Genomic DNA, 20,738 nt, shown 5'->3' with positions numbered 1-20,738 from the left:
CAATGTACTTAATATGAAATAATTGATTATTTTGTTGTTTGTAAAAAGCCCCCACTTTTAAGAAAGTGAAGGCTATATAAATGGTTATTGTACCAATTTCAAACGATTACCCAGCATAAGAATGAAGGCCGGCAATAACAAGGTTTACAGCAACTAAGTTAAACATAATAATTACAAAGCCAATTACCGCAAGCCACGCTGATTTTTCTCCATGCCACCCTTTAGACAAGCGTAGGTGCATAAATGCAGCGTAGAATAACCATGTAATTAGAGCCCAAACCTCCTTTGGGTCCCAGCCCCAGAACCTGGACCATGCCATTTGCGCCCAAATCATCGCAAAAATAAGTGCACCCAGCGTAAAAACTGGGAAACCTATTAACACAGATCGATAGCTAATCTCATCAACAAAGTCGAGCTTTATGTTTTTAACCAGCGGTTGAAGGGCAGCAGCGATCCGTTTTCTTAAGACTAATCTTATTAATCCGAATAGGACAAGACCCGCCATTAACGACCAAATAACCGTATTTAATTTTTTTGCATTAATGAATGCTGGCATTTCAACCAGAGGTTTAAATCCATCCTTTGTTAGCAATTCCCCTGCGTGTGGTCCGGTTAGGGCCGGCATAGTATATTCAACTACTGCTTCTGCGCCATGTTTATCGGCCCAATTAAATTTCTCATGATAACCAGCTGCGGAAAATACAGATGACACGATGACAAAGCCAAGTACCGCAACCAATGAAAACATGACCGTTTCCAGCCAAAAGGTTCGTTTAGACGATTTTGTTTGATCAATCGCCTTCACAAGATAAATTAAACCTGCCGCAAAACTAATCGCTAAGATGGCTTCCCCAATTGCGGCAGTAGTAACATGAATATGGAGCCAATAGCTTTGCAATGCCGGTATTAATGGCGTAATATCCCTTGGAAACATACTTGCGTAAGCAATAACCAGGATGGCCACAGGCATTGTAAATAATCCAAGTAATGTTGTTCGATAAATAAAATAAATAACAATAAATGCACCAACAAGCGCCATTCCAAAAAACGTTGTAAACTCAAACATATTACTAACGGGAGCATGTCCAGCCGCAATCCATCTGGTGATAAAATAACCCAGCTGCGAAATAAAACCAACAATTGTTAAAACTACAGCAATCGTCCCCCACCTGTTGGTTCCTTTCTTTTCATTAGATTCCTTCTTCGTCTTAATCGACCCTCCATAAAACAGGGTTGCAACTAAATATAAAATAAAAGCTATAAACAATAAATTACTACTTAGTGTTGCCAACTAAACGTCCTCCTTATCCGTATTTTCCTTCTGCAGCCGGTCTTCTGGGATGCTAAACTTTGTACCTAAGAGAACAGTTTCAATTTCTGATTTCAATCCATACCAATTCTTGTTCGTATGAGCCGCAAGCCAAACCTGTCCGTTTTTGTTTTGCACCCAAATTCTACGATGGTTCCAATAGGCCCCTTGGATGACACCAATCATAAAAATGATTCCGCCTAAAATTATCGCCCATAATGATGAATCTTTGCGAACAATAAATCCAGAAACATTTTTTGTATCAACTCCCTTAAAAGCCATCTTATACGTATTATCCCCAAACGGCTCTATCGTCTGCTTAATGGCAACAAAGCTCGTTTCCCCTTTTGGCTTTTCGGGAGAAGTCATCCGAAAGACAAAGGCAGGATTGTTGGGTACTCGTGACTTCGTCGTTGGCTCCCCGCTTTTCGCAAATTCAAAGTCTGGAAAATAGTTAAGTATTTCAACCGAGTATCCATTGCCAAGATCATACTTTCCCTTTGGATTTTGAAGGTCAATTTTTAGGTTGCCTGCCGATTGATTTGTCTTTTTATTCGTCAACGAAAATGACATCGCGTTCATTTCATTCCTGAAAGAGGCTTGGAATACTGAATAGCCTTCAAATGTTAACGGTTGATTGACTCGAACCTTATAATCGGTAACTTTCTTAAGCTTTGGCTTTTCACCGGGCAAGTTATTGCTTTCCCGCTTATAAAGAACTACATTTGATTGATAATTTTTCACGACCGCCCCGGCCCGATCAATCGCTTTTTCAAACGTTTTATCTTTATTTTTATCATAGTGCTGGAGAATAAATTGGTTGTTTTGAAGATAGAACTGACCACCCGTTTCCGGAACAGCAGCTGTCTCGCCTTCCTTTACCCATAGGTTCTCATTTACATAAAATCCTGGAATAAAGCGGAGTATACCGCCAAATAAGAAAATAATTAAACCAACATGGTTTACATATGGACCCCATCGGGAAAAACGACCTTTTTCCGCCAGCAAATCGCCATTTTCTTCACGAACGTGATAGCGTCTATCCTTTAATTGCTTCTTAATGGTCGTAAGGTCATTTTCAGACGCAATCTCATTCACTCCAAAAACCCGCTGCCGCTTTAGAAAACCTTCATTTCTTGTTACTCTTTGCGCTTTCAAAGCCTTATATAAAGGTACAACCCTGTCAAGACTGCATATAACCAGAGAAATGCCAAGCATAGCAATTAACAGTAAGTACCACCATGAACCATACAAATCATGCAGACCCAATTGGTAGTAAAGTTTGCCAAACCAGCCATACTCCTGTTCATAATACACGTCTGGCGGCTGATTAATATACATTTCCTGCGGTAGAATTGTTCCAATTGTGGAAGCAATTAGGGTAATGATAATCAGCCAAACACCAACCTTTACAGATGAGAAAAAGTTCCATATCTTATCAATAATGGTTTTATTATATGTCTGCGAGCGGCGGGCACTTCCTTCATAGCGCATATCAAGAAGTTCTTTATTATTAATTTCGTTTTCGTCCAGTACTTTGCCGCAGGCCTCACATAACACGGTCCCATGCGGATTCACATGCCCGCATTCACATTTTACATCGTTCATTGAAAAAACTCCCCTACAACCTTAAGGTTTGATTTTCTCCATAAATTCCCTTATCTTATCTTCAGATAGCTCACCTGTGTGATATTTTAATACCTTTCCATTTTTATCAATTAAAAATGTAGCTGGAAGTAAATCAATTCCATATGTATTCATGACTTCTTTGTCGGTATCAATCATAATTGGAAAGTCCAGCTTAAGGCGGTCGGCAAATTGACTAACGGCTAAAGGGGATTCCTGTATATCTACAGACATAAGCTGAACCCCTTTGTCCTTAAATTGATGGTACTGATTATTGATATATGGCATTTCCTTCTTACAGGGCGGGCACCATGTCCCCCAAAAGTTTAAGAAAACACCCTGTCCCTTATATTCAGATAGACGATGTTTATTTCCTTGCATATCGACCAACGCAAAATCAGGCGCTGCTTCACCAACCGCCACTTTTTGTTTATTATCTTTTGTAAGATTTTCGTAAAGTGTATAGGCAACGGCTGCACCTAGAATAAACAAAATAATGGTCCTTATGATTAATCGCCGTTTTTTCATAAAAAACCCTCCCGGTACTTACGCGACACAGATTGTCTAAATTATAGCATTTTCCAATACTGGCATAGTGTTAACATAGAAATTAATTGTGACGAATTTATGAATTTTTTTTAGAGACCTGTAATGCCGAAGCCCTCAACAGCTTTACTTCATGGTGGGTTAGCTCTCTTGCCTCGCCAGCTTTCAAACCATGTAAAGTCAAGAAACCATACTGTTCGCGTTTTAATTTCAGGACATCATGGCCAATGGCTTCAAACATCCTTCTAACCTGGCGATTTCGTCCTTCATGGATGGTAATTTCAACAATAGCCGTTTCCTTCTTCTTATCCCCAGAAAGCATTTTGACTTTAGCTGGTGCAGTTTTCCCATCTTCCAGACGAATCCCTTTTTCTAATTTCCTGAGGTTCTCTTTTAAGGGGATTCCCTTTGTTTTGGCGACATAAACCTTTTCAATTTCATTGCTTGGATGCATCAGTAAATTGGCAAATTCCCCGTCATTCGTTAATAACAATAATCCAGATGTATCATAATCAAGACGGCCCACTGGAAAAATTCTTTCTTTAAGCAATGGAAAGAAATCAGTGACAACTTTTCTGCCCTTTTCGTCATTCACGCTAGAGATAACCCCTCTTGGTTTATATAAAAGAAAATAAACGGGCTCTTCTTTCTCAATCTGAATTTCATTTACTTCTACCTTATCATTAGAAGAAACCTTTACGCCAAGCTCGGTAACAACCTTTCCATTTACCTTCACTCTGCCTTCTTTAATCAGGTCTTCAGCTTTTCTTCTTGAAGCAATACCTGCACGAGCAATTACTTTTTGCAATCTTTCCATTAATTCCACCTCATATTTATCTGTATATAAAGTAACGCAGCGTATTATACCGTTGTTTACTCTATCAGCAATAGGAATGTTTCCTATTTGCTAGGAAACGAATTCATTATTCTATCCTAATGAATTATGACACAATTCCTCCACTTTTCAAAGTAACTGTTATTGTCAAAAATAAAAAAGCATGCTTCTAATGAAAGAAACTTGCTTTTTCCCGATAAATTATTTTGTTCCAAATACAAAGGCCACCACTATAATTGCGACGATAATACCAAAAACGTCGGCAAGGAGACCTACTTTAAGGGCATCTCCCATTTTTTTGATCCCCACCGCACCAAAATAGACGGTTAACACGTAAAAGGTAGTGTCCGTACTTCCTTGCAAAACGGATGCCAGCCGTCCAATAAAAGTATCTGGGCCATATACGGCAATTAAATCACTGGTCATTCCAAGCGCTGCCGTACCGGAAATTGGCCTGATAATTAACAAGGGCACAATTTCAGCCGGCACTCCCATAGCGTTCATCAACGGCCGGATCCATTTCATTAATGCGTCCAATGCACCCGATGCGCGGAATATTGAGATGGAAACCATCATCCCCACTAGAAAGGGGATGATGGAGACGGCTATCTTTATTCCTTCCTTTCCGCCTTCTACAAAGCTTTCATAGGTTGGTACTTGTTTGAATGTACCGTATAGAAGAATAAACCCAATTAATAAAGGGATAAATGTCAACGAAATAACCGAGATTAGCTGCATAGAGAATCATCCTTTTCGGCTTCTACGATAATAAAAGTAACGGTCAATTACGATTGCTCCTGCTGCTGAGATGATGGTCGCAATGATGGTTGGGACAACAATTTCTGTCGGGGAGGCAGAATGATACGTCATTCTAATCGCAATGACGGTTGTTGGAATAATAGTAATACTTGCCGTATTAATCGCCAAAAAGGTGACCATTGACCTACTGGCAGAATTTATTCCTCCATTTAGTTTTTGAAGTTCCTCCATCGCCTTGATGCCTAGTGGGGTGGCTGCATTCCCCAAGCCGAACATGTTAGAAATCATATTTGATAAGATATATCCCATAGCCGGGTGGTTTGGCGGAACTTCCGGAAATAAACGTTTGACAAGCGGGCGAAAAAGTTTAGTCAGACTTTTAAGAAGCCCGGATTCTTCTGCAATTCGCATGATTCCAAGCCAAAAGACAAGGACACTAATAAGTCCAATACACAGGGTCACCGCTTCCTTCGCACCATCAAAAATTGCTTTATTCACTTCTGCCATCGTCCCATTAATCAGCGCAAAGACAACTCCGATTATTGTCATGAAGACCCAGATATAATTAACCATATGTTCTCACACCAATGATAGATAGAAATATTTCCTTTACAAAATCAAACCATCCTTTTTTCTCCTTTTTGGGAATATACTCGTAATAAATCGGTGTTTCCTCTACTATTCTTCCATCCAAGTAAACGGCAGCCTTTCCAACTATTCTTTCATTTTGTTTTGAACTCTTCCATTTCTTCTGCGGCTTATTCAACTTATACTTAACAGAAAACAAATCCATTTCCTCGCTGGTAGCAGGGTAAACAATTGAACTCTTTATATACAAATGATTTTTATAAAATTTACCTTTTGCGATATCAAGTTTCCCCTCAGGGACGACCTCCGCCATATCATATCCCTTAAATCCGCCTTCATACATGGATATATGGTCATTCCAATCATCTGGTCCATTCAAAGTAACTGCAATTAAATCCATATCCCCTTTTGTCGCGGTGGTCACAAGTGTTCTTTTCGCTCTTTTTGTAAAGCCCGTTTTCCCGCCCGTACAATATTTATATTTTGATAGCAGGCGATTTTTGTTATTCCATTCACGATCCCAATTTTCTGTAGGATTTGGGGCTTTATAAACTCTCGTACCTGAAATTTCTTGAAATGTTTTGTTTTGCATAGCATAGCGCATTAAAATGGCCATGTCATACGCGGTTGAATAGTGATTTTCATGATCATCCAGTCCATGTGGATTGGCAAAATGACTATCATACATTCCGATTTCCTTCGCCTTTTTATTCATTAAGTAGGCAAATCCATCTACACTCCCACCTACATATTCAGCGATTGCGACAGCTGTATCATTTCCAGACCTGAGCATCAACCCATAAACTAAATCATTTAGCTTAATCCTTTCGCCTGGCTTTAAATAGACTGATGACCCTTCAGCACGGGTTGCTTTTTCACTCACTTTTACATATTTATTCATTTTCCCCGATTCAATTGCCAGCACCGCTGTCATGATTTTTGTTATACTAGCGATGCGTCTTTTTGTGTGTGCATCTTTCTCAAAAAGGATACGACCAGATTTCTGCTCTAACAAGACAGCACTCGCGGCACTTACTCCAAGGGAAGCATCCACCTTTTGAGGAATGTTAGCAATGAATAGTGAGACCATGAGGAAAAAAATAACTAGCTTCAAACTCATTCTCATAAGATTAACCTCATCCCCTTGTTAAGTTCTCCAGCAGAGGCGCCCAGACGCTTCTGCTTTTCTTTTTACTTGTACAAGTTTATGCAGGACGAGTTCTCTTATGACAATTAATAAAGAAAACTCGCCCGAGTGGCGAGCCTTCCGTAGAATTATTAAATTATACAGTAGACCACTTTTTATCTGCTGCTTTTTCAAATCTAGATTCAACATTATGCCAATTGACTAAATTCCACCAGTTATCCACATATTCAGCCCTTTTGTTTTTATATTGAAGGTAAAATGCATGTTCCCAAACATCTAGAACAAGAAGTGGAATGGTATCCCACTGTGTCAACAGCATATGCCGTTCAGATTGTAATACCTCCAAATGCCTGGCCCGCGGGGACCAAACCAAAAGGGCCCAGCCAACGCCTTCCACTTGCTTAGCAGCTTCAGAGAAATGCTGTTTAAATGCTGCAAAACTCCCAAAGTAATGTTTGATTTCATCCTTTAATAGACCTTGTGGAGTTCCACCACCGTTTGGACTCATGTTATTCCAAAAAATTGTATGAAGGTAATGACCAGAACCATGAAAAGCAAGCTCTCGGGACCAATGTTTGATCAATGAGAAATCATTTGTTTCCCTTGCCTTTTTTAGATTAAGTTCTGCCTTATTCAGGCCATCAACATAGGAACGATGGTGTATATCATGGTGTAGCTTCATAATTTCCTCTGATATAAACGGTTCTAATGCATTATAAGGGTAGGGAAGTTCGGGGAGGCTATGTTCTCCCGGCTGAAGCGTTTTTTCAACCACCCAAATGGTACCAACTTCCTGTTTCCTTTTAAAGTAATTTTCCATATGCTCATGAATATGTTCAGCTTTTGCTTGAAGGCTAAGGAGCTCTTCATTGGATAACTGCCGGTCAGTCCCTTCGATTAACTCAGTGAAATCATCAAGCTGTTCCCATAATTCAGAGTTTTGACCAACCTCCTCTGATTCGAGAAACTGTTTCATTTGCTCATTCCATTCAAATAATTCGTTTACATACCGGCTGAAACGGTCCACTATATCCCTCATTCCTAACCAACTGTTTTTCATATTCATCTACCTAAATGGTATGAAGAATTAGACTAATTAAGAACAGGATAAAAGGCTGCCCATTATATGGACAGCCTTTTAAAAAATAAAAAGAGTTAGGTTATAAACCATACCCCGCACGGGAAGCTTCAGTTTTATTTTGATTGGATCATCTTTGTCCGGTAATCCGTTTCATAAAATTCAAGTTCTTCCCTAATCCGCTGGAATTCGCCTTCTAAACCTTTAACAAGCTTGACAACACTTTCAGGCACATTTCGATAAAACTTAATCGCATTCCTACCCGTATAGGCTGCCCTGCTATCCTCGAACCAAGCATCGTTTTTCGGAGAGAAAAACTCCTCAATACATTGATGGTAAATTTTATAAAGGGTTTTCTCAGCTGCTGCTTTTTGAAAAGAAGTGCTCTGCAGAATAACCGAACACACTTCAAAACTTTCTTCGCTATACACAATTAACTTTCGAAAGTTTGAAAAGATTAATTTATTGTATAGGCGTTCTTCATCATTTTCTAAATTCAGTTGCGAGATGGTTGTTTCATTTAAAAAACCCTCGAGTATTGAAATAGACCTACCTAAAAAATCCTTTACATCATTTAGTTGTGATTTTACCAGCGTGTTCCCCATAAAAATCCCCCTAAGCTTTGAACTTTGAAAACTGTCTAGCTCCAGCGCCCAGCGGCTAGTGTACTTTCGCTTTTCTTATTGCGGCTGCATAATGAACTCAAGCGGCGAGCGAAGCTCAAAACCCTTCTGTTGTTGTAGAGCAATAAAGATTTCAGGTAATTTATTAAAATTAATATCTTGAAAATACGAAGCAAATTCATGCTTAGAATTAATATAGAGACGTTTACGACTGCGTAGACCTGGATTTTTCAAGAGGCAAACAAGGGCTACGATATCCTTAAAACTTACCTCAGTATCTTCTTGAACAATAATCGGGTCTTGCTCGTACGGAGTAAACTCATGACAGACTGCATCGAAATACCTAACATAGAGAACGTGCAGCGTTTTTTCTTCTCCATTTTCGATAAAAGTAACTTCGCTTCTGTTAAAAAAGTCCTCAGAAGTATTAGATTTTTCCTTTTCTAATTCAAAACCTTTACACTCTTTTATTAGCAAATTAATCCCGCTCCTTAGCCAAATCATCTGAACCTTTTGAAAAAAGGATATTGAACGACATAGATTTATATTAGCATAAAATCAGATAAATATTTAAAAATTAGGAATTAATTGTTTCATTGAATTTCTCAAAAAACAAATCTGCTTCCTCCTGAATAAATTCATCCTCCGTTTTTTCGGGAAGCTGTGGGAGTTCATCAATGCTTTTTAGGCCAAAATAGTCAAGAAACTCCTTCGATGTCCCATATAAATAGGCTCTTCCCGTTCCTTCTGCACGGCCTACCTCTTTTATTAACGCTTTTGACATTAGCGTATGGAGCGGCCTTTCTGTTTTCACACCGCGGATTTCTTCAATTTCAGCGCGAGTAATCGGCTGTTTATAGGCAATAATTGCCAATGTTTCTAACGCTGCCTGTGAAAGTGTAGTAGTATGAGGGGAATCAACGAGCTTTTTTAAATAGGGTGCGTTTACCTTCTTCGTTGCAAGCTGATAAGTTCCAGCAAGCTGGACAATCATGATACCCCTTTCGCTGTTTTGGTCATATTCTTGTTTTATATCCTCGATGATTTCCATTGCCTTCTGCTCATCGACCTCTAAGACCTCTGCTAGCTGCTTCAGTGAGAGCCCTTCATCCCCAGCCGCAAACAAAAGACTTTCGAGGATGCTGTTCCAATTAATGATTCCCAATCACTTCTGCCCCTTCCTTTACAGCTTCAACAAAAATATCACCAAAGTTCTCCTGTTGCTGGGCGTCAATTTCTTTTCTTTTAATAAGCTCCAAAATCGCCAAAAAGGTAACCACAACATGATCCTTCGAGGGATAAGGAAATAGATCAGTAAAGTTTTTCCGTCCTTTAAGCTGTCTTAATTCTACCATTATTTCTGTCATTCTTTTTTCAATCGATATTTCCTGACGAGCAATCCTCGTCGCCATGGGCCGCTGCAATTTTTTTCTTCGTAATAACTTTTGAAACGCAGCCATCATATCATAGAGGGAAACATTTAGCTCTGCCCGTTCAGGCTGTTTTTCTTTCGCAAAATCCGAAAGGTCACTTGGAGGCTTTGTATAGATGAGGGCGCGTTCCTCTTCCATCGATTTAAGGTCATGGGCAGCCTCTTTATATTTCCGATACTCAATCAAACGCTCGACAAGCTCATCTCTTGGGTCTTCCTCAAAAGACATCCCGGGATCTTCTTCATCGATTATCTCCTCATGCTTTGGTAATAGCATTTTACTTTTGATTGCGAGTAATGTTGCAGCCATAACCAAAAACTCGCTGGCAACATCGAGTTTAAGGACATTCAATGTTTTAATATACATTAAGTATTGCTCAGTTATTTGGGCGACTGGAATATCATATATATCAATTTCCAGCCTATTAATTAAATGGAGGAGCAAATCTAACGGCCCTTCAAATGCATCAATTTTCACTTGATATGGCATTATATCTCACCAAAATTCTCAAAAATAATTCGTCATTGTTTTCACTTTGACTATTAATAGTATAGAGGATTCATATCGGTTATCCAATAGAAAAATCCACCTTCTGTTGCTTTATTATGAAATTAGGATGATTGCCCATAACAATAGACAAATACCCAACATATGATGACAAAGAAAAGTACAAAACATTCATAGGAGGTATTTGAATATGGTTGATGGCGGATTTGGAGCTGGATTTGCATTAATCGTAGTTCTATTTATTTTGTTAATAATCGTTGGTGCTTCCTGGGTCTATTAAGAATGAGCCGTGCCCGTCAAGATTGGCGGGTATTTTATTTGCTGCCTTGAAGGTTTTTAAGAAAGGAATCCATCTAAATATGATAAACTAGACACTAATAAGGTTGTCAGGTCAGGAGACGATTACTTGTACCCAAAAGAGTATATTCAATTTCTAGCCCATTTTCACGGTGATAGGGATTATTTCGAGTGTCATGAACTACTGGAGGACTATTGGAAAAAGACAGATTCCGGAAACAAAGATTCCATTTGGGTGGGGCTTATTTTAGTGGCAGTTTCTTCATACCATCATCGCAGAAGCAACTTTATAGGGGCTAAAAGAACGTTAGAAAAGGCAATGCATATTTTTGAATTTCAAGCTGATTCATTAACAAAACTTGGTTTAGATAAAATACACCTTGATCATTTTTTAAAAGGGCGTTTATCTGATATCCAAAAAGAAACAGCCTATCAAAGCTTTGATTTACCGATCTGTGATCCACACTTAATCACATTGTGTGAAAAGGTTTGTCAACAAAAAGGCTTTTTATGGGGGAAAGAAAGTGATCCCACGAATAACGCCCTGGTTCATCGCCATAAATTACGGGATAGAACAAGCATTATTCAAGAAAGATGTCAATCATTAAAGATAAGAAAAGGCAGCGAATAAAATCACTGCCTTTCCTTATTTAATTCTAGCAAAGATTACATTTTTCAATAAAGGCAGCAGTATTTTCATTGGCGATAATTTCTTTATCCGCATACATTTCTTTCAGTTCCATAACCATTTTTTTCCCTATTCCCTGAAAACGATGAGAAGGGTTTACGGATATGTGCAGTATTTCTAGAGAATTTTTATCATTGTGATTCTGGACCCCAAGAAGCCCAATAATATCTTCCTCTTTCCAAAGAAAGAGCTGTAAATCTTCGTCTGTTTCATATTCCTTCATTGTATGCTGAAGCTTCTTTAAATCCTTTTCGCTTGGCATAAAGGACAATAAACCCATGGCGATTTTTTCGAATGTTTTCTTATAACGAATTAGCATTTATATCCCTCATTATATTAAATAAACCGTTGAATTCTTTGGTTTAGCAATAGTATATTTTTACCAAATAAATCAATAATAAACCTGTATTCATTATATGTAGTTGAATTTATAATGTTTTATTACTCACATGATACATAATTAAGGGTCATTCATCAATCAAAATTATCATTAGTGTTTGGGCCCAATAAAAATCCAATATATAATTCCCCATAGAACGGATAGGCCAATAAGAATACTAAATAACACCCAGTTGTTTCTTTTCATAAAATATTTCCTCCAAAAAGAGTTTTAGAAGATGTCGTACTTGACCACATTCTACACTAAATAACAAAAATAATCCATTTTCACCGCAAATTTTGTATTTTTCCCCCCTGCCATTTCAAATCTATGAAACTTCTAAGTCGATGATTTCGTTATTATTATTGGAATCGGTTATATTATTAAAGAGGAAAATCATTCTTAGACTACCTTAAGATTCACAAGGAGGAATTATGAAAAAGATAATTATTTACCTTATGTTGGGTTTGCTGCTCATTAATCCGGCACGCACCCTTGCTGACATGGCAGAGGGGGACATGATTGTTACACTGGGAGAAAATCTATCCGAAGACCAAAAAGATAAGCTTCTAACGGAAATGGGTGCACCAAAGGACGTTCAGGTTGTAACGGTATCGAATCAGGAGGAGCACAAATATTTAGGAAAATACGTATCAAAATCCCTAATCGGAACAAAGGCAATTTCGTCATCTGCCATTACCCTTGCACCGAAGGGATCAGGAATTATCGTTGAAACCAAGAATATCAATTGGGTTACAGACGAGATGTATGTCAATGCCCTTATTACAGCAGGTGTCAAGGATGCAAAAATCTATATCACTGCACCACTTGCTGTTTCCGGAACAGCTGCACTAACAGGCATCATAAAGGCCTACGAAATTTCTGCCGACAAAACGATTCCCGAGGAAGTAAAACAAGCCGCTAACCAGGAAATGGTCGAAACCGCCAAATTAGGTGATTCCATTGGTGATAAAAATGCTTCCGCCTTAATCGCTAAAGTAAAAGGGGAAATTGCCAAGAATAAGCCGAAAAATGATGAGGAACTACGTGGTATCATTGACCAAGCAGCAAAGGATTTATCGGTTAATCTTTCGGACACAGAAATGAAACGGCTTATGGACTTTTTTAATAAGCTGAAGGATTTAAACATTAACTGGAATCAAGTAAGCGATCAGTTAAGTAAAGCAAAAGACCGTATCTCAAAATTCGTTCATTCAGAAGATGCGCAAGGTTTTTTTGAAAAGATTAAACAATTCTTCATTTGGCTGATTGGAGCAATTAAATCTTTCTTCTCTTAAAATAAGAAAAGCTGCCGCGAATTAAATCGAGGCAGCTTTTCTTATTTTAATGGTATATCATACCGAATTAGGTCCTCATAGGACTCCCTTTTTACAACAAGAGCGGCTTTTCCGTTTTCGACAAATACAACTGCAGGACGCGGTATGCGGTTATAGTTATTTGACATCGAATAGCCGTATGCCCCCGTACAAAATACGGCGAGAATATCCTTTTCACCTGCTTCTGGGAGTGGTAAATCCCAAATCAACATATCGCCAGACTCGCAGCATTTCCCCGCGATTGAAACAGTTTCATTTGGTTTGTCTAATGGCTTATTGGCCAGCACTGCTTCATATTTCGCTTGATAAAGTGCAGGCCGAATATTATCACTCATCCCGCCATCGACAGCCAAATATTTCCTAACACCAGGAACTTCTTTGGAAGAACCTACTTGGTAAAGAGTAATGCCCGCATCACCGACAAGAGAACGACCTGGTTCAATCCAAATCTCCGGCATTTCTAACGAAAATTGCTCAGTTAAAATTTTTACTTCTCTAATTATTTCACTCACATATTGGGAAGGAGGTCTTGGCTCATCCTCCTTTGTATAGCGGATACCAAATCCTCCGCCCAAGTTTAAAACCTTGGCTTCAAAGCTCAGCTTTTTTTTCCACACGTCCATTTTTTCAACAATTTTCTGCGCGGCCAATAAAAAACCAGTGGTTTCAAAAATTTGCGATCCAATGTGACAGTGGAGACCAAGAACCTCAAGGTATTCAAAATGGAGCGCCATTTTTAATGCTTCTTCCGCTTGTCCATTTTGAAGATCAAAACCAAATTTTGAATCTTCCTGCCCAGTTAAGATGTAATCATGTGTATGTGCTTCGATTCCAGGGGTAACCCTTAGCAAGATGTTAACACTAGCTTTTTTTTCTAAGCAGATTGTATTTAAAAGCTCTAGTTCGAAAAAATTATCAACAACAATACAGCCAATTCTATTGTCCAAGGCCATTTCTAATTCATCCCTGCTTTTATTATTTCCATGAAAGTGAATCCTTTCGACAGGGAACCCGGCTGCAACTGCTGTATATAATTCGCCGCCTGAAACGACATCAAGTGATAAGCCCTCCTCTTCGGCCAGCTGAATCATCGCAATCGTCGAAAAGGCTTTGCTGGCATAAGCAACCTGCGCCTTTATATTTTGCTCTTCAAATGCACGTTTAAAGCCCTGTGCCCTTTCTCTCATTAATGCCACATCATAAACATACAAGGGAGTACCAAAACTCTGTGTCAATTCAATCGCATCGACTCCGCCTATTTCCAAATTTCCATTTTTATTAACTCCTGTTGTCCCGTAAAAATACATACCCTTCCCTCTCTCCATAACAATTCCGTTTGTTTATATAGATAATAAACAAATAGACAGAATCCGCAAAAGATACTGCCTATTTCCAATCCTTTACCCCTTTATTTAATTAAAATTACTTTAGCACAACTGAAATAAAACCGCAATTATTTCTCGTTTGCTTGAGGGGGCTGCCGGTAACGATTTCGGGGGTGAACAATACTTGGTCTCAGCAGGGAACCAGGAATTGCCCGACGAACGACAATTTGTAAAAATCCTTTGGGTTCAAAAGGCAAAAAAGGCCAAAAGTAAGGTGTATTAAACGCACGCATATTAACTATAAAAATAAATAACAGGGTACTGCCTATGATAAAACCTGGTGTATGGAAGATTGCTACCAAGATCATCAGGGCCATTCTGGCCATCTTATTCGCGACACCTAATTCATAGCTTGGTGTTGTAAATGTACCGATACCAGCTACTGCAACATAAAGGATAACCTCCGGGACAAATAAACCAACATCGATAGCGATTTGTCCAATCAACACCGCCGCAATTAAGCCCATGGCCGTTGATAATGGGGTAGGGGTATGTATGGCTGCCATCCGTAAAAATTCAATCCCAAAATCGGCTAAAATTAATTGAACGACAACCGGAATATTGGTTTGTTCATTGGGTCCAATAAAGGAAATCTTTTCGGGCAATAAGGATGGTTCTAAAACAAACACTAACCATAAGGGAAGTAATGCAATCGAAGCCACGACACCTAAAAACCGAGTCCAGCGGACAAAAGTCCCCATGGCCGGTGATTCCCGGAATTCTTCAGCATGCTGGACATGATGAAAATAGGTTGCAGGTGTAATAATTACGCTTGGGGAAGTGTCGCAAAAAATAATGACGTGTCCCTCTAATAAATGAGCGGCGGCTACATCCGCTCTTTCCGTATATCTGACTAACGGAAAGGGATTCCAACCTTGTTTAACGATAAACTCCTCGATTGTTTTATCCCCCATCGGTATTCCATCAACATCAATTGCTTCAATTTCTTTTCTAAGAATATTTAGTAAATCCGGATCTGCTACGTCTTCTAAATAGCCCAAAGCCACATCTGTTTTCGAACGGACACCCACTTTATGCATTTCAAAGCGAAGCCGTTCATCGCGAATTCTTCTTCTCGTTAATGCCGTATTGAGAATAATATTTTCAACAAATCCGTCGCGCGACCCTCGAACGACCTTTTCTGTATCCGGCTCTTGAGGTGTCCTGCCTGGGTAGCTTCTTACATCAACAACAAGGGCTGTATTTTCCCCTTCAATTACAATCGCAATTAACCCTGACAGAACTTGATCGACTACCTTATCAAGCGTTTTTACTTTTTCTACCGATTGGTTAACAAGTCGATTATCAATCAGCTTAAATATGTCCGTCGATAACTTTTCATGATCATTGATATCAACTAATTCTTCAATCAGTTGAATAATATAAAGGGTATCACATAACCCATTTACATAATAAATATGAACATCTTTTTTGAGAATTTTTAATTTCCTGATTCCAAAATCAAAGCTTACCCCAAGACCAACCCTTTGTTTCATGTAATTTTCAATTTCATGCACTGATTCCGGGATTGGCCATTTTTGTTCGTTACTTTTTACCATGAAAGCTACTCCTTTCGAGTATAAGTTCGACAGCCTTCCTCGTTATCGGAGAACCAAGTTTAAAGGAATCACGCCGAGCCATTTTGCCGATATCACCAATTCCTACAATGATAGGTACCTTTAATTCATCAAGGCAGTAAACTGTATCACCATTTATTCTCCCAATTTCAAGCTCAGGTATACCAAATTTATCAACCCCAAAGGACGTTAACTTTCCATCTCGGTCGATGCTCACATCAATTCTTGCCCATTCCTCATGTCTCGATCTCGCTGCAACCGCAATGATACCTAGAACTTCTATATCTTCATGGAGGGCAACATATTTTAACGCTGATTCGCCGGCGCCCTCCCCAACAATGCCACTATCATCAAACATCACCAATACAGGGTCATGCGGGGTCTTTTTGATTAATTTTACAAGTGTAGGACCTGGTAATGTGGACGGATTCCCATGAGAATTTGAAATACACCGGCCCCCTATGTCCTTAGCAACCTGCTCTACAGCCCTCAATGCATAGTCATCACCGTCAGTAATTAAAATTACACGCCTCCGATTGCTCATACTTTGATGTCCTTTCATGGTGAAGCCTATTAATGATGCACAAAATATAGCCATTGAAAAATTGATCCAAATATTTTTCCTAATACAATCGCCATAATTAATATAATTATTTGTCCATCCATTCGAATCCTTTTGACGAGAATAGGCAGAACGTTTAAAACTTCCGTAAGGGCGGCCGCTAGCATTCCAAAAAATACTCCTCCCGTTATTCCTAAAGGGATCAAAAGATAAACAGAAATATTTAACAGAGGATCCCTCAGGCTGCCAACCACCCCAGTAAATGCACCAATCACTACAGCCCATTCATAATGTTGAATCATTTTCATTGTTTTCGTTAGTTGTGTCAACCTCGGGATGATTCCAAGTACAGTAAGAAAAGCTACAAAACCAGAGCCTACTGCCAATCCACTTGCGAACCCAAAAAAACAGACTGCTACAATTTTAATCGTCGTCATTGAGTCGTTTCATACTTTCCTTGTTTTCATGGATAATGACGTAATTATCTAAATCCAACTGATAATTAAACATTTCTACTTCCAGTGGACTGGGTTCCTCATTTATTCGTTTCTTAAAAACATGATTAAAAAATAGAATCATTCCAAGACCTAATCCGATAGAATAGGGAATTTGAAATAGTAAGGGATTGGCTTCCTTCTTGCCCGTAATAATCGTATATATTTTTTCATGAACACTTTTCATGCTTACATCATCGTGAAAATTCATAATTGCCATCGCTGAACCAAAAAATAACAGAAACCATATTAAAAGAAAAAATGGAATAGAAACCCCTTTTTTCTTATTTGTCACTTCAATAATGGTTTGTGCAGGGCCAATTGTTTGAATTTCCATTTCCCCGAATTTGCTCTTGATTAAATGAATCACTTTCATAACATCTATGACGACCATATTCCGATCCGCTTCGGTTAATTGATGAATCATCATAGCTTGCAAACTCGAAAGACCCGCATCGGGGGCGATGATTTGGGCAATATCCTTTAATAATATTTTTTCTTCCGGCCGGGATTGTACACGATTCCGCATGCGGATGTAGATTGTTTTTTCCAAAACATTCACTTCCCACACAATTATTTCCTCGTATCCGTAGTATAAGTAAAAAGCGCCTTTTTCATTAACACTAAAAATTACCAAAAAATGAAAGACCGTATGAATCAGAGATCCATACGGTCTTTCATTTGCTGTAAAATCTTCTTTTCAAGTCTTGATACTTGAACTTGAGAAATACCAAGTCTAAGAGCAACTTCAGATTGGGTTTGGTCCTTATAATATCTTAAATAGACAATGAGCCTTTCCCGTTCATCCAATTCACGAATGGCTTCCTTTAAAGCAATTTTATCAAACCATTTCCCATCATTACCGTCATCAATTTGGTCTAGTAATGTAATGGGGTCCCCGTCATTTTCATAAACCGTTTCATGAATGGAGGAAGGTGTCCTACTCGCCTCCTGTGCAAGGATTACATCCTCTGGTGAAAGCTCAAGATGCGCAGAAATTTCATTAATGGTCGGAATTCTTCCGAACATTTTCGATAAATCATCCTTAGCCTTTCGGATTTTATTTCCCATTTCCTTCAGTGACCTACTAACCTTAACGGTTCCATCATCGCGAATAAATCGCTGGATTTCACCAATTATCATCGGTACGGCATAGGTCGAGAACTTCACATCGTAGGAAAGATCAAATTTATCAACTGATTTTAATAATCCGATACAACCAATTTGGAACAGGTCATCGGGGTCATATCCCCTATTTAGAAACCGTTGGACAACAGACCAGACAAGACGCATATTCTTTTCAACAATTAAATCTCTTGCTTCTTGATCTCCTTCATGGCTCTTTTGTATGAGCGCTTTTACTTCATGGTCTTTTAAATACGTTTGACTTTTATTGTTCTTGACCTCCACATCCATTGGCAAGTCTCCTTAATTGCAAAGCATTTTGTGGTTTTGTAAATGCTTTCGTAATTTAACCTCGGTTCCTCGACCTGGCTGTGAATGAACCTCTACTACATCCATAAAGTTTTCCATGATGGTAAATCCCATACCGGAACGTTCTAAGTCCGGTTTCGTTGTAAATAATGGCTGACGAGCTTCTTCCACATCTACAATTCCCATTCCAGCATCTTTAATCGTGAGATCAATTAAACTATCTTCAATGATGACTTGAATATAGACAATTCCATTTGGATCATTTTCGTAACCATGAATAATTGCATTGGTCACAGCTTCCGATACCACTGTTTTTATTTCTGTCAGTTCATCCATATTAGGATCCAGCTGGGCTATAAACGCTGCAACGGTAACACGGGCAAACGATTCATTTTGACTTAAAGCACTGAATTGAAGGTTCATTTCATTCTTCATTCAGGCCACCCCCAATCTTTGCAATGCAAATTCTTCTGTCGGTTCCATTTTGATGATCTTAAATAAACCAGACATATCGAATAATCTTTGTATTGCAGGGGAAATTGCACAAACCACCATTTCACCGTGCACCTGTTTGATTTGTTTGTATCTGCCTAAAATAACACCTAATCCAGAACTGTCCATAAAAGAAAGATGCTCCAGATTTAAGACAATATGACGAATATCATTTTTTTCAATAACAGTTATCGCCTTTTCGCGAAGTACATCCGCTGTGTGATGATCTAATTCACCGCTTAAACGAATACATAGAACATCATGTTTTGTTTCCATATCAATATTTAGACTCACTATCCCGTCCTCCTTAATCTGGTATAGTGAGTCAATTCTCTTTGCGAAGGAAAATATCCTTCTTCAAATTCAAAACTAGTCTTAATTCGCTAAAAATAGTGGCTTATTTTGTTGATTCGACAAAGATTTACTTTCCTGCCTTTGTAAACATGCCAAATGAGCGTTTATAAAGGGTCCACCATCCTGCTTCCTTAACATTCTTTTTGGCAACTAATGGACTTTCAAGAATGACTTTTCCATCTTTTATCAGCTTAATGGTTCCTACCTTATCCCCTTTATGGATTGGAGCATTAAGGTTTTTTTGGAGAATCACTTTTTGTTTTACATCCTCTGTTTTTTCACCCTTTTTTGTAAGCAGTGAAAGGGGCTCACTTGTTATTGCTTCGACTGACTTTTCCTGTCCTTTACTTATTTTAGCTTGACCAATAGCTTGGCTCCGTTTATACATCGGATGTGTTTGATACTGGCTGAAAGCATAATTAAGCATTTTTGTTACTTGGGCATTTCTTTCCTTTGATGTCGGAGAACCGAACACGACGGCAATAACACGCATGCCATCCTTTTTGGCCGTTGCTGTTAGGCAGTACTTTGCTTCTGCAGTAAAGCCCGTTTTGAGACCGTCTACACCAGGATAAAAGCGCACTAATTTATTGGTATTGACAAGCCAGAACTTATTGTCTGTGTTTTCACGAAGATATGCCTCATACATACCAGTGAATTTTGTAATGTCCTCATATTTTAATAGTTCTTTGGCCATGATGGCCATATCACTTGCAGAGCTGAAATGACCACTGATTGGGAGCCCTGTCGTATTTTTAAAGAAAGTATGCTTCAAGCCTAGTTCCTTTACCTTTTCATTCATCCTATTAACAAACTCTTCTTCTGAACCAGCAATTCTTTCAGCCATTGCAACAGAAGCATCATTTCCGGAACCAATCGCAATTCCTCTTAACATTTCCTTTGTTGTCATTTCTTCGCCAGCTTCAAGAAAAATTTGTGAACCACCCATTGAGGCCGCATATTCGCTTGCACGGATTTTTTCGTCCCAGGTAAGCTTTCCTTTATCAATTTCTTCCATAATTAACAGCATCGTCATAATTTTGGTCATACTTGCCGGCGGCAGCTCTTCCTTACTATTTTTCTCATAAAGGACTTTTCCTGTGTCACGCTCAATTAAAATAGCGGATTTAACATTGCTGACGATATCAGCACTCTTTTTTTCCTCGGCTGCAAAAGCGGATGGACCCCACAAACTTGTAAGTAATAATGATGTCACCAGTAAAGAAACAAATCGTTTCATTCACATAACCCTCCATTCTTTATAGGCTCCATTTTTTCCAAAATAAAC

The 20,738-nt window shown here is 38.8% G+C and carries 25 protein-coding genes; 3 read left to right on the top strand and 22 right to left on the bottom strand.

What is annotated here, in order from left to right; genetic code table 11:
• Positions 1-106: 106 nt before the first annotated feature.
• The 12 genes from ccsB to BSO02S_RS00630 all read right to left on the bottom strand — a co-directional run bounded on the left by ccsB (position 107) and on the right by BSO02S_RS00630 (position 10,433).
• Positions 107-1,291 carry a c-type cytochrome biogenesis protein CcsB gene (gene ccsB, locus BSO02S_RS00685; RefSeq protein ID WP_066060858.1) on the bottom strand — a complete coding sequence of 395 codons (1,185 nt, stop codon included), beginning with the start codon at positions 1,289-1,291 and terminating at the stop codon, positions 107-109.
• Entirely contained in the window at positions 1,292-2,917 is a 1,626-nt protein-coding gene (resB, locus tag BSO02S_RS00680; protein ID WP_066060856.1) for a cytochrome c biogenesis protein ResB, read from the bottom strand.
• A 21-nt stretch (positions 2,918-2,938) separates the two neighbouring features.
• Positions 2,939-3,463 (bottom strand): thiol-disulfide oxidoreductase ResA, encoded by a 525-nt coding sequence (resA, locus tag BSO02S_RS00675; protein WP_066060854.1) that lies wholly within the window; start codon positions 3,461-3,463, stop codon positions 2,939-2,941.
• Between the two features lie 97 nt (positions 3,464-3,560).
• Positions 3,561-4,298, bottom strand: coding sequence for a 23S rRNA pseudouridine(2605) synthase RluB (gene rluB / locus BSO02S_RS00670; RefSeq protein ID WP_066060852.1), 738 nt, complete (start codon positions 4,296-4,298; stop codon positions 3,561-3,563).
• A gap of 219 nt (positions 4,299-4,517) precedes the next feature.
• Complete coding sequence (locus BSO02S_RS00665) at positions 4,518-5,054, bottom strand: spore maturation protein (protein ID WP_066060850.1); 537 nt, start codon at positions 5,052-5,054, stop codon at positions 4,518-4,520.
• A 6-nt stretch (positions 5,055-5,060) separates the two neighbouring features.
• Complete coding sequence (locus BSO02S_RS00660) at positions 5,061-5,648, bottom strand: nucleoside recognition domain-containing protein (protein WP_066060849.1); 588 nt, start codon at positions 5,646-5,648, stop codon at positions 5,061-5,063.
• Positions 5,641-6,789: a D-alanyl-D-alanine carboxypeptidase family protein gene (locus tag BSO02S_RS00655; RefSeq protein WP_066060847.1), complete on the bottom strand. Its 1,149-nt coding sequence runs from the start codon at positions 6,787-6,789 to the stop codon at positions 5,641-5,643. Before BSO02S_RS00655 ends, BSO02S_RS00660 begins: the two co-directional genes overlap by 8 nt.
• A 157-nt stretch (positions 6,790-6,946) precedes the next feature.
• On the bottom strand, positions 6,947-7,837 hold the full coding sequence (locus BSO02S_RS00650; protein ID WP_425320396.1) for a superoxide dismutase: 891 nt from the start codon (positions 7,835-7,837) through the stop codon (positions 6,947-6,949).
• A gap of 167 nt (positions 7,838-8,004) precedes the next feature.
• The gene (locus BSO02S_RS00645; RefSeq protein ID WP_066060845.1) at positions 8,005-8,493 is read right to left on the bottom strand and encodes a DUF3907 family protein; all 489 of its coding nucleotides are present in this window, start codon (positions 8,491-8,493) and stop codon (positions 8,005-8,007) included.
• 75 nt (positions 8,494-8,568) lie between these two features.
• Positions 8,569-8,988 (bottom strand): hypothetical protein, encoded by a 420-nt coding sequence (locus BSO02S_RS00640; RefSeq protein ID WP_066060843.1) that lies wholly within the window; start codon positions 8,986-8,988, stop codon positions 8,569-8,571.
• A gap of 100 nt (positions 8,989-9,088) precedes the next feature.
• On the bottom strand, positions 9,089-9,676 hold the full coding sequence (scpB, locus tag BSO02S_RS00635; protein ID WP_066060841.1) for an SMC-Scp complex subunit ScpB: 588 nt from the start codon (positions 9,674-9,676) through the stop codon (positions 9,089-9,091).
• The gene (locus tag BSO02S_RS00630) at positions 9,663-10,433 is read right to left on the bottom strand and encodes a segregation/condensation protein A (protein WP_066060839.1); all 771 of its coding nucleotides are present in this window, start codon (positions 10,431-10,433) and stop codon (positions 9,663-9,665) included. The genes scpB and BSO02S_RS00630 overlap by 14 nt, the downstream gene beginning before the upstream one ends.
• A 208-nt stretch (positions 10,434-10,641) precedes the next feature.
• Here BSO02S_RS00630 and BSO02S_RS00625 point away from each other — a divergent pair, with 208 nt between their 5' ends.
• Positions 10,642-10,731 (top strand): YjcZ family sporulation protein, encoded by a 90-nt coding sequence (locus BSO02S_RS00625; protein WP_066060835.1) that lies wholly within the window; start codon positions 10,642-10,644, stop codon positions 10,729-10,731.
• Positions 10,732-10,857: 126 nt separating this feature from the next.
• Positions 10,858-11,379, top strand: coding sequence for a DUF309 domain-containing protein (locus BSO02S_RS00620; protein WP_066060833.1), 522 nt, complete (start codon positions 10,858-10,860; stop codon positions 11,377-11,379).
• A gap of 25 nt (positions 11,380-11,404) precedes the next feature.
• On the opposite strand, the gene BSO02S_RS00615 is transcribed toward BSO02S_RS00620, so the two are convergent.
• Positions 11,405-11,755, bottom strand: coding sequence for a GNAT family N-acetyltransferase (locus BSO02S_RS00615; RefSeq protein WP_066060832.1), 351 nt, complete (start codon positions 11,753-11,755; stop codon positions 11,405-11,407).
• Between the two features lie 494 nt (positions 11,756-12,249).
• Here BSO02S_RS00615 and BSO02S_RS00610 point away from each other — a divergent pair, with 494 nt between their 5' ends.
• Complete coding sequence (locus tag BSO02S_RS00610) at positions 12,250-13,113, top strand: DUF1002 domain-containing protein (protein ID WP_066060830.1); 864 nt, start codon at positions 12,250-12,252, stop codon at positions 13,111-13,113.
• Positions 13,114-13,154: 41 nt separating this feature from the next.
• Here BSO02S_RS00610 and lysA read toward each other — a convergent pair whose 3' ends face one another.
• The 9 genes from lysA to BSO02S_RS00565 form a co-directional block, all read right to left on the bottom strand.
• A complete protein-coding gene (gene lysA / locus BSO02S_RS00605) occupies positions 13,155-14,459 on the bottom strand; it encodes a diaminopimelate decarboxylase (RefSeq protein WP_066060828.1) in 1,305 nt (434 codons plus the stop codon).
• Between the two features lie 146 nt (positions 14,460-14,605).
• Positions 14,606-16,096: a spore germination protein gene (locus tag BSO02S_RS00600; protein ID WP_066060826.1), complete on the bottom strand. Its 1,491-nt coding sequence runs from the start codon at positions 16,094-16,096 to the stop codon at positions 14,606-14,608.
• The gene (gene spoVAEA, locus BSO02S_RS00595; RefSeq protein WP_066060823.1) at positions 16,083-16,658 is read right to left on the bottom strand and encodes a stage V sporulation protein SpoVABEA; all 576 of its coding nucleotides are present in this window, start codon (positions 16,656-16,658) and stop codon (positions 16,083-16,085) included. Before spoVAEA ends, BSO02S_RS00600 begins: the two co-directional genes overlap by 14 nt.
• 29 nt (positions 16,659-16,687) lie before the next feature.
• Positions 16,688-17,113, bottom strand: coding sequence for a stage V sporulation protein AB (locus tag BSO02S_RS00590; protein ID WP_066060822.1), 426 nt, complete (start codon positions 17,111-17,113; stop codon positions 16,688-16,690).
• The gene (locus BSO02S_RS00585) at positions 17,100-17,723 is read right to left on the bottom strand and encodes a stage V sporulation protein AA (RefSeq protein ID WP_066061154.1); all 624 of its coding nucleotides are present in this window, start codon (positions 17,721-17,723) and stop codon (positions 17,100-17,102) included. The genes BSO02S_RS00590 and BSO02S_RS00585 overlap by 14 nt, the downstream gene beginning before the upstream one ends.
• 104 nt (positions 17,724-17,827) lie before the next feature.
• Positions 17,828-18,586, bottom strand: coding sequence for an RNA polymerase sporulation sigma factor SigF (sigF, locus tag BSO02S_RS00580; protein WP_066060820.1), 759 nt, complete (start codon positions 18,584-18,586; stop codon positions 17,828-17,830).
• 12 nt (positions 18,587-18,598) lie between these two features.
• Entirely contained in the window at positions 18,599-19,039 is a 441-nt protein-coding gene (gene spoIIAB / locus BSO02S_RS00575; protein ID WP_066060819.1) for an anti-sigma F factor, read from the bottom strand.
• Positions 19,040-19,390, bottom strand: a complete 351-nt coding sequence (gene spoIIAA, locus BSO02S_RS00570) for an anti-sigma F factor antagonist (RefSeq protein WP_066060817.1) — start codon at positions 19,388-19,390, stop codon at positions 19,040-19,042.
• A 127-nt stretch (positions 19,391-19,517) separates the two neighbouring features.
• The gene (locus tag BSO02S_RS00565) at positions 19,518-20,690 is read right to left on the bottom strand and encodes a D-alanyl-D-alanine carboxypeptidase family protein (RefSeq protein ID WP_066060815.1); all 1,173 of its coding nucleotides are present in this window, start codon (positions 20,688-20,690) and stop codon (positions 19,518-19,520) included.
• Between the last annotated feature and the right edge of the window lie 48 nt (positions 20,691-20,738).

It is taken from the genome of Neobacillus soli NBRC 102451, from assembly GCF_001591665.1.
In the GTDB taxonomy this organism is placed as follows: domain Bacteria; phylum Bacillota; class Bacilli; order Bacillales; family Cytobacillaceae; genus Neobacillus; species Neobacillus soli.
Note: the sequence above shows the minus strand (reverse complement) of the source record. Positions and strands in the feature narration are given on the sequence as shown.

Coding starts and splice junctions, on each gene's coding strand:
- BSO02S_RS00665 (WP_066060850.1), bottom strand. CDS start 5,054: ATGCAGCTAATCTCGGTTATTTCGTTGACATTTATCCCTTTATTAATT.
- resA (WP_066060854.1), bottom strand. CDS start 3,463: ATGAAAAAACGGCGATTAATCATAAGGACCATTATTTTGTTTATTCTA.
- spoVAEA (WP_066060823.1), bottom strand. CDS start 16,658: ATGAGCAATCGGAGGCGTGTAATTTTAATTACTGACGGTGATGACTAT.
- BSO02S_RS00615 (WP_066060832.1), bottom strand. CDS start 11,755: ATGCTAATTCGTTATAAGAAAACATTCGAAAAAATCGCCATGGGTTTA.
- resB (WP_066060856.1), bottom strand. CDS start 2,917: ATGAACGATGTAAAATGTGAATGCGGGCATGTGAATCCGCATGGGACC.
- BSO02S_RS00610 (WP_066060830.1), top strand. CDS start 12,250: ATGAAAAAGATAATTATTTACCTTATGTTGGGTTTGCTGCTCATTAAT.
- BSO02S_RS00565 (WP_066060815.1), bottom strand. CDS start 20,690: ATGAAACGATTTGTTTCTTTACTGGTGACATCATTATTACTTACAAGT.
- BSO02S_RS00625 (WP_066060835.1), top strand. CDS start 10,642: ATGGTTGATGGCGGATTTGGAGCTGGATTTGCATTAATCGTAGTTCTA.
- lysA (WP_066060828.1), bottom strand. CDS start 14,459: ATGTATTTTTACGGGACAACAGGAGTTAATAAAAATGGAAATTTGGAA.
- BSO02S_RS00630 (WP_066060839.1), bottom strand. CDS start 10,433: ATGCCATATCAAGTGAAAATTGATGCATTTGAAGGGCCGTTAGATTTG.
- BSO02S_RS00660 (WP_066060849.1), bottom strand. CDS start 5,648: ATGGTTAATTATATCTGGGTCTTCATGACAATAATCGGAGTTGTCTTT.
- sigF (WP_066060820.1), bottom strand. CDS start 18,586: ATGGATGTGGAGGTCAAGAACAATAAAAGTCAAACGTATTTAAAAGAC.
- BSO02S_RS00655 (WP_066060847.1), bottom strand. CDS start 6,789: ATGAGAATGAGTTTGAAGCTAGTTATTTTTTTCCTCATGGTCTCACTA.
- BSO02S_RS00645 (WP_066060845.1), bottom strand. CDS start 8,493: ATGGGGAACACGCTGGTAAAATCACAACTAAATGATGTAAAGGATTTT.
- BSO02S_RS00590 (WP_066060822.1), bottom strand. CDS start 17,113: ATGACGACGATTAAAATTGTAGCAGTCTGTTTTTTTGGGTTCGCAAGT.
- rluB (WP_066060852.1), bottom strand. CDS start 4,298: ATGGAAAGATTGCAAAAAGTAATTGCTCGTGCAGGTATTGCTTCAAGA.
- BSO02S_RS00600 (WP_066060826.1), bottom strand. CDS start 16,096: ATGGTAAAAAGTAACGAACAAAAATGGCCAATCCCGGAATCAGTGCAT.
- spoIIAB (WP_066060819.1), bottom strand. CDS start 19,039: ATGAAGAATGAAATGAACCTTCAATTCAGTGCTTTAAGTCAAAATGAA.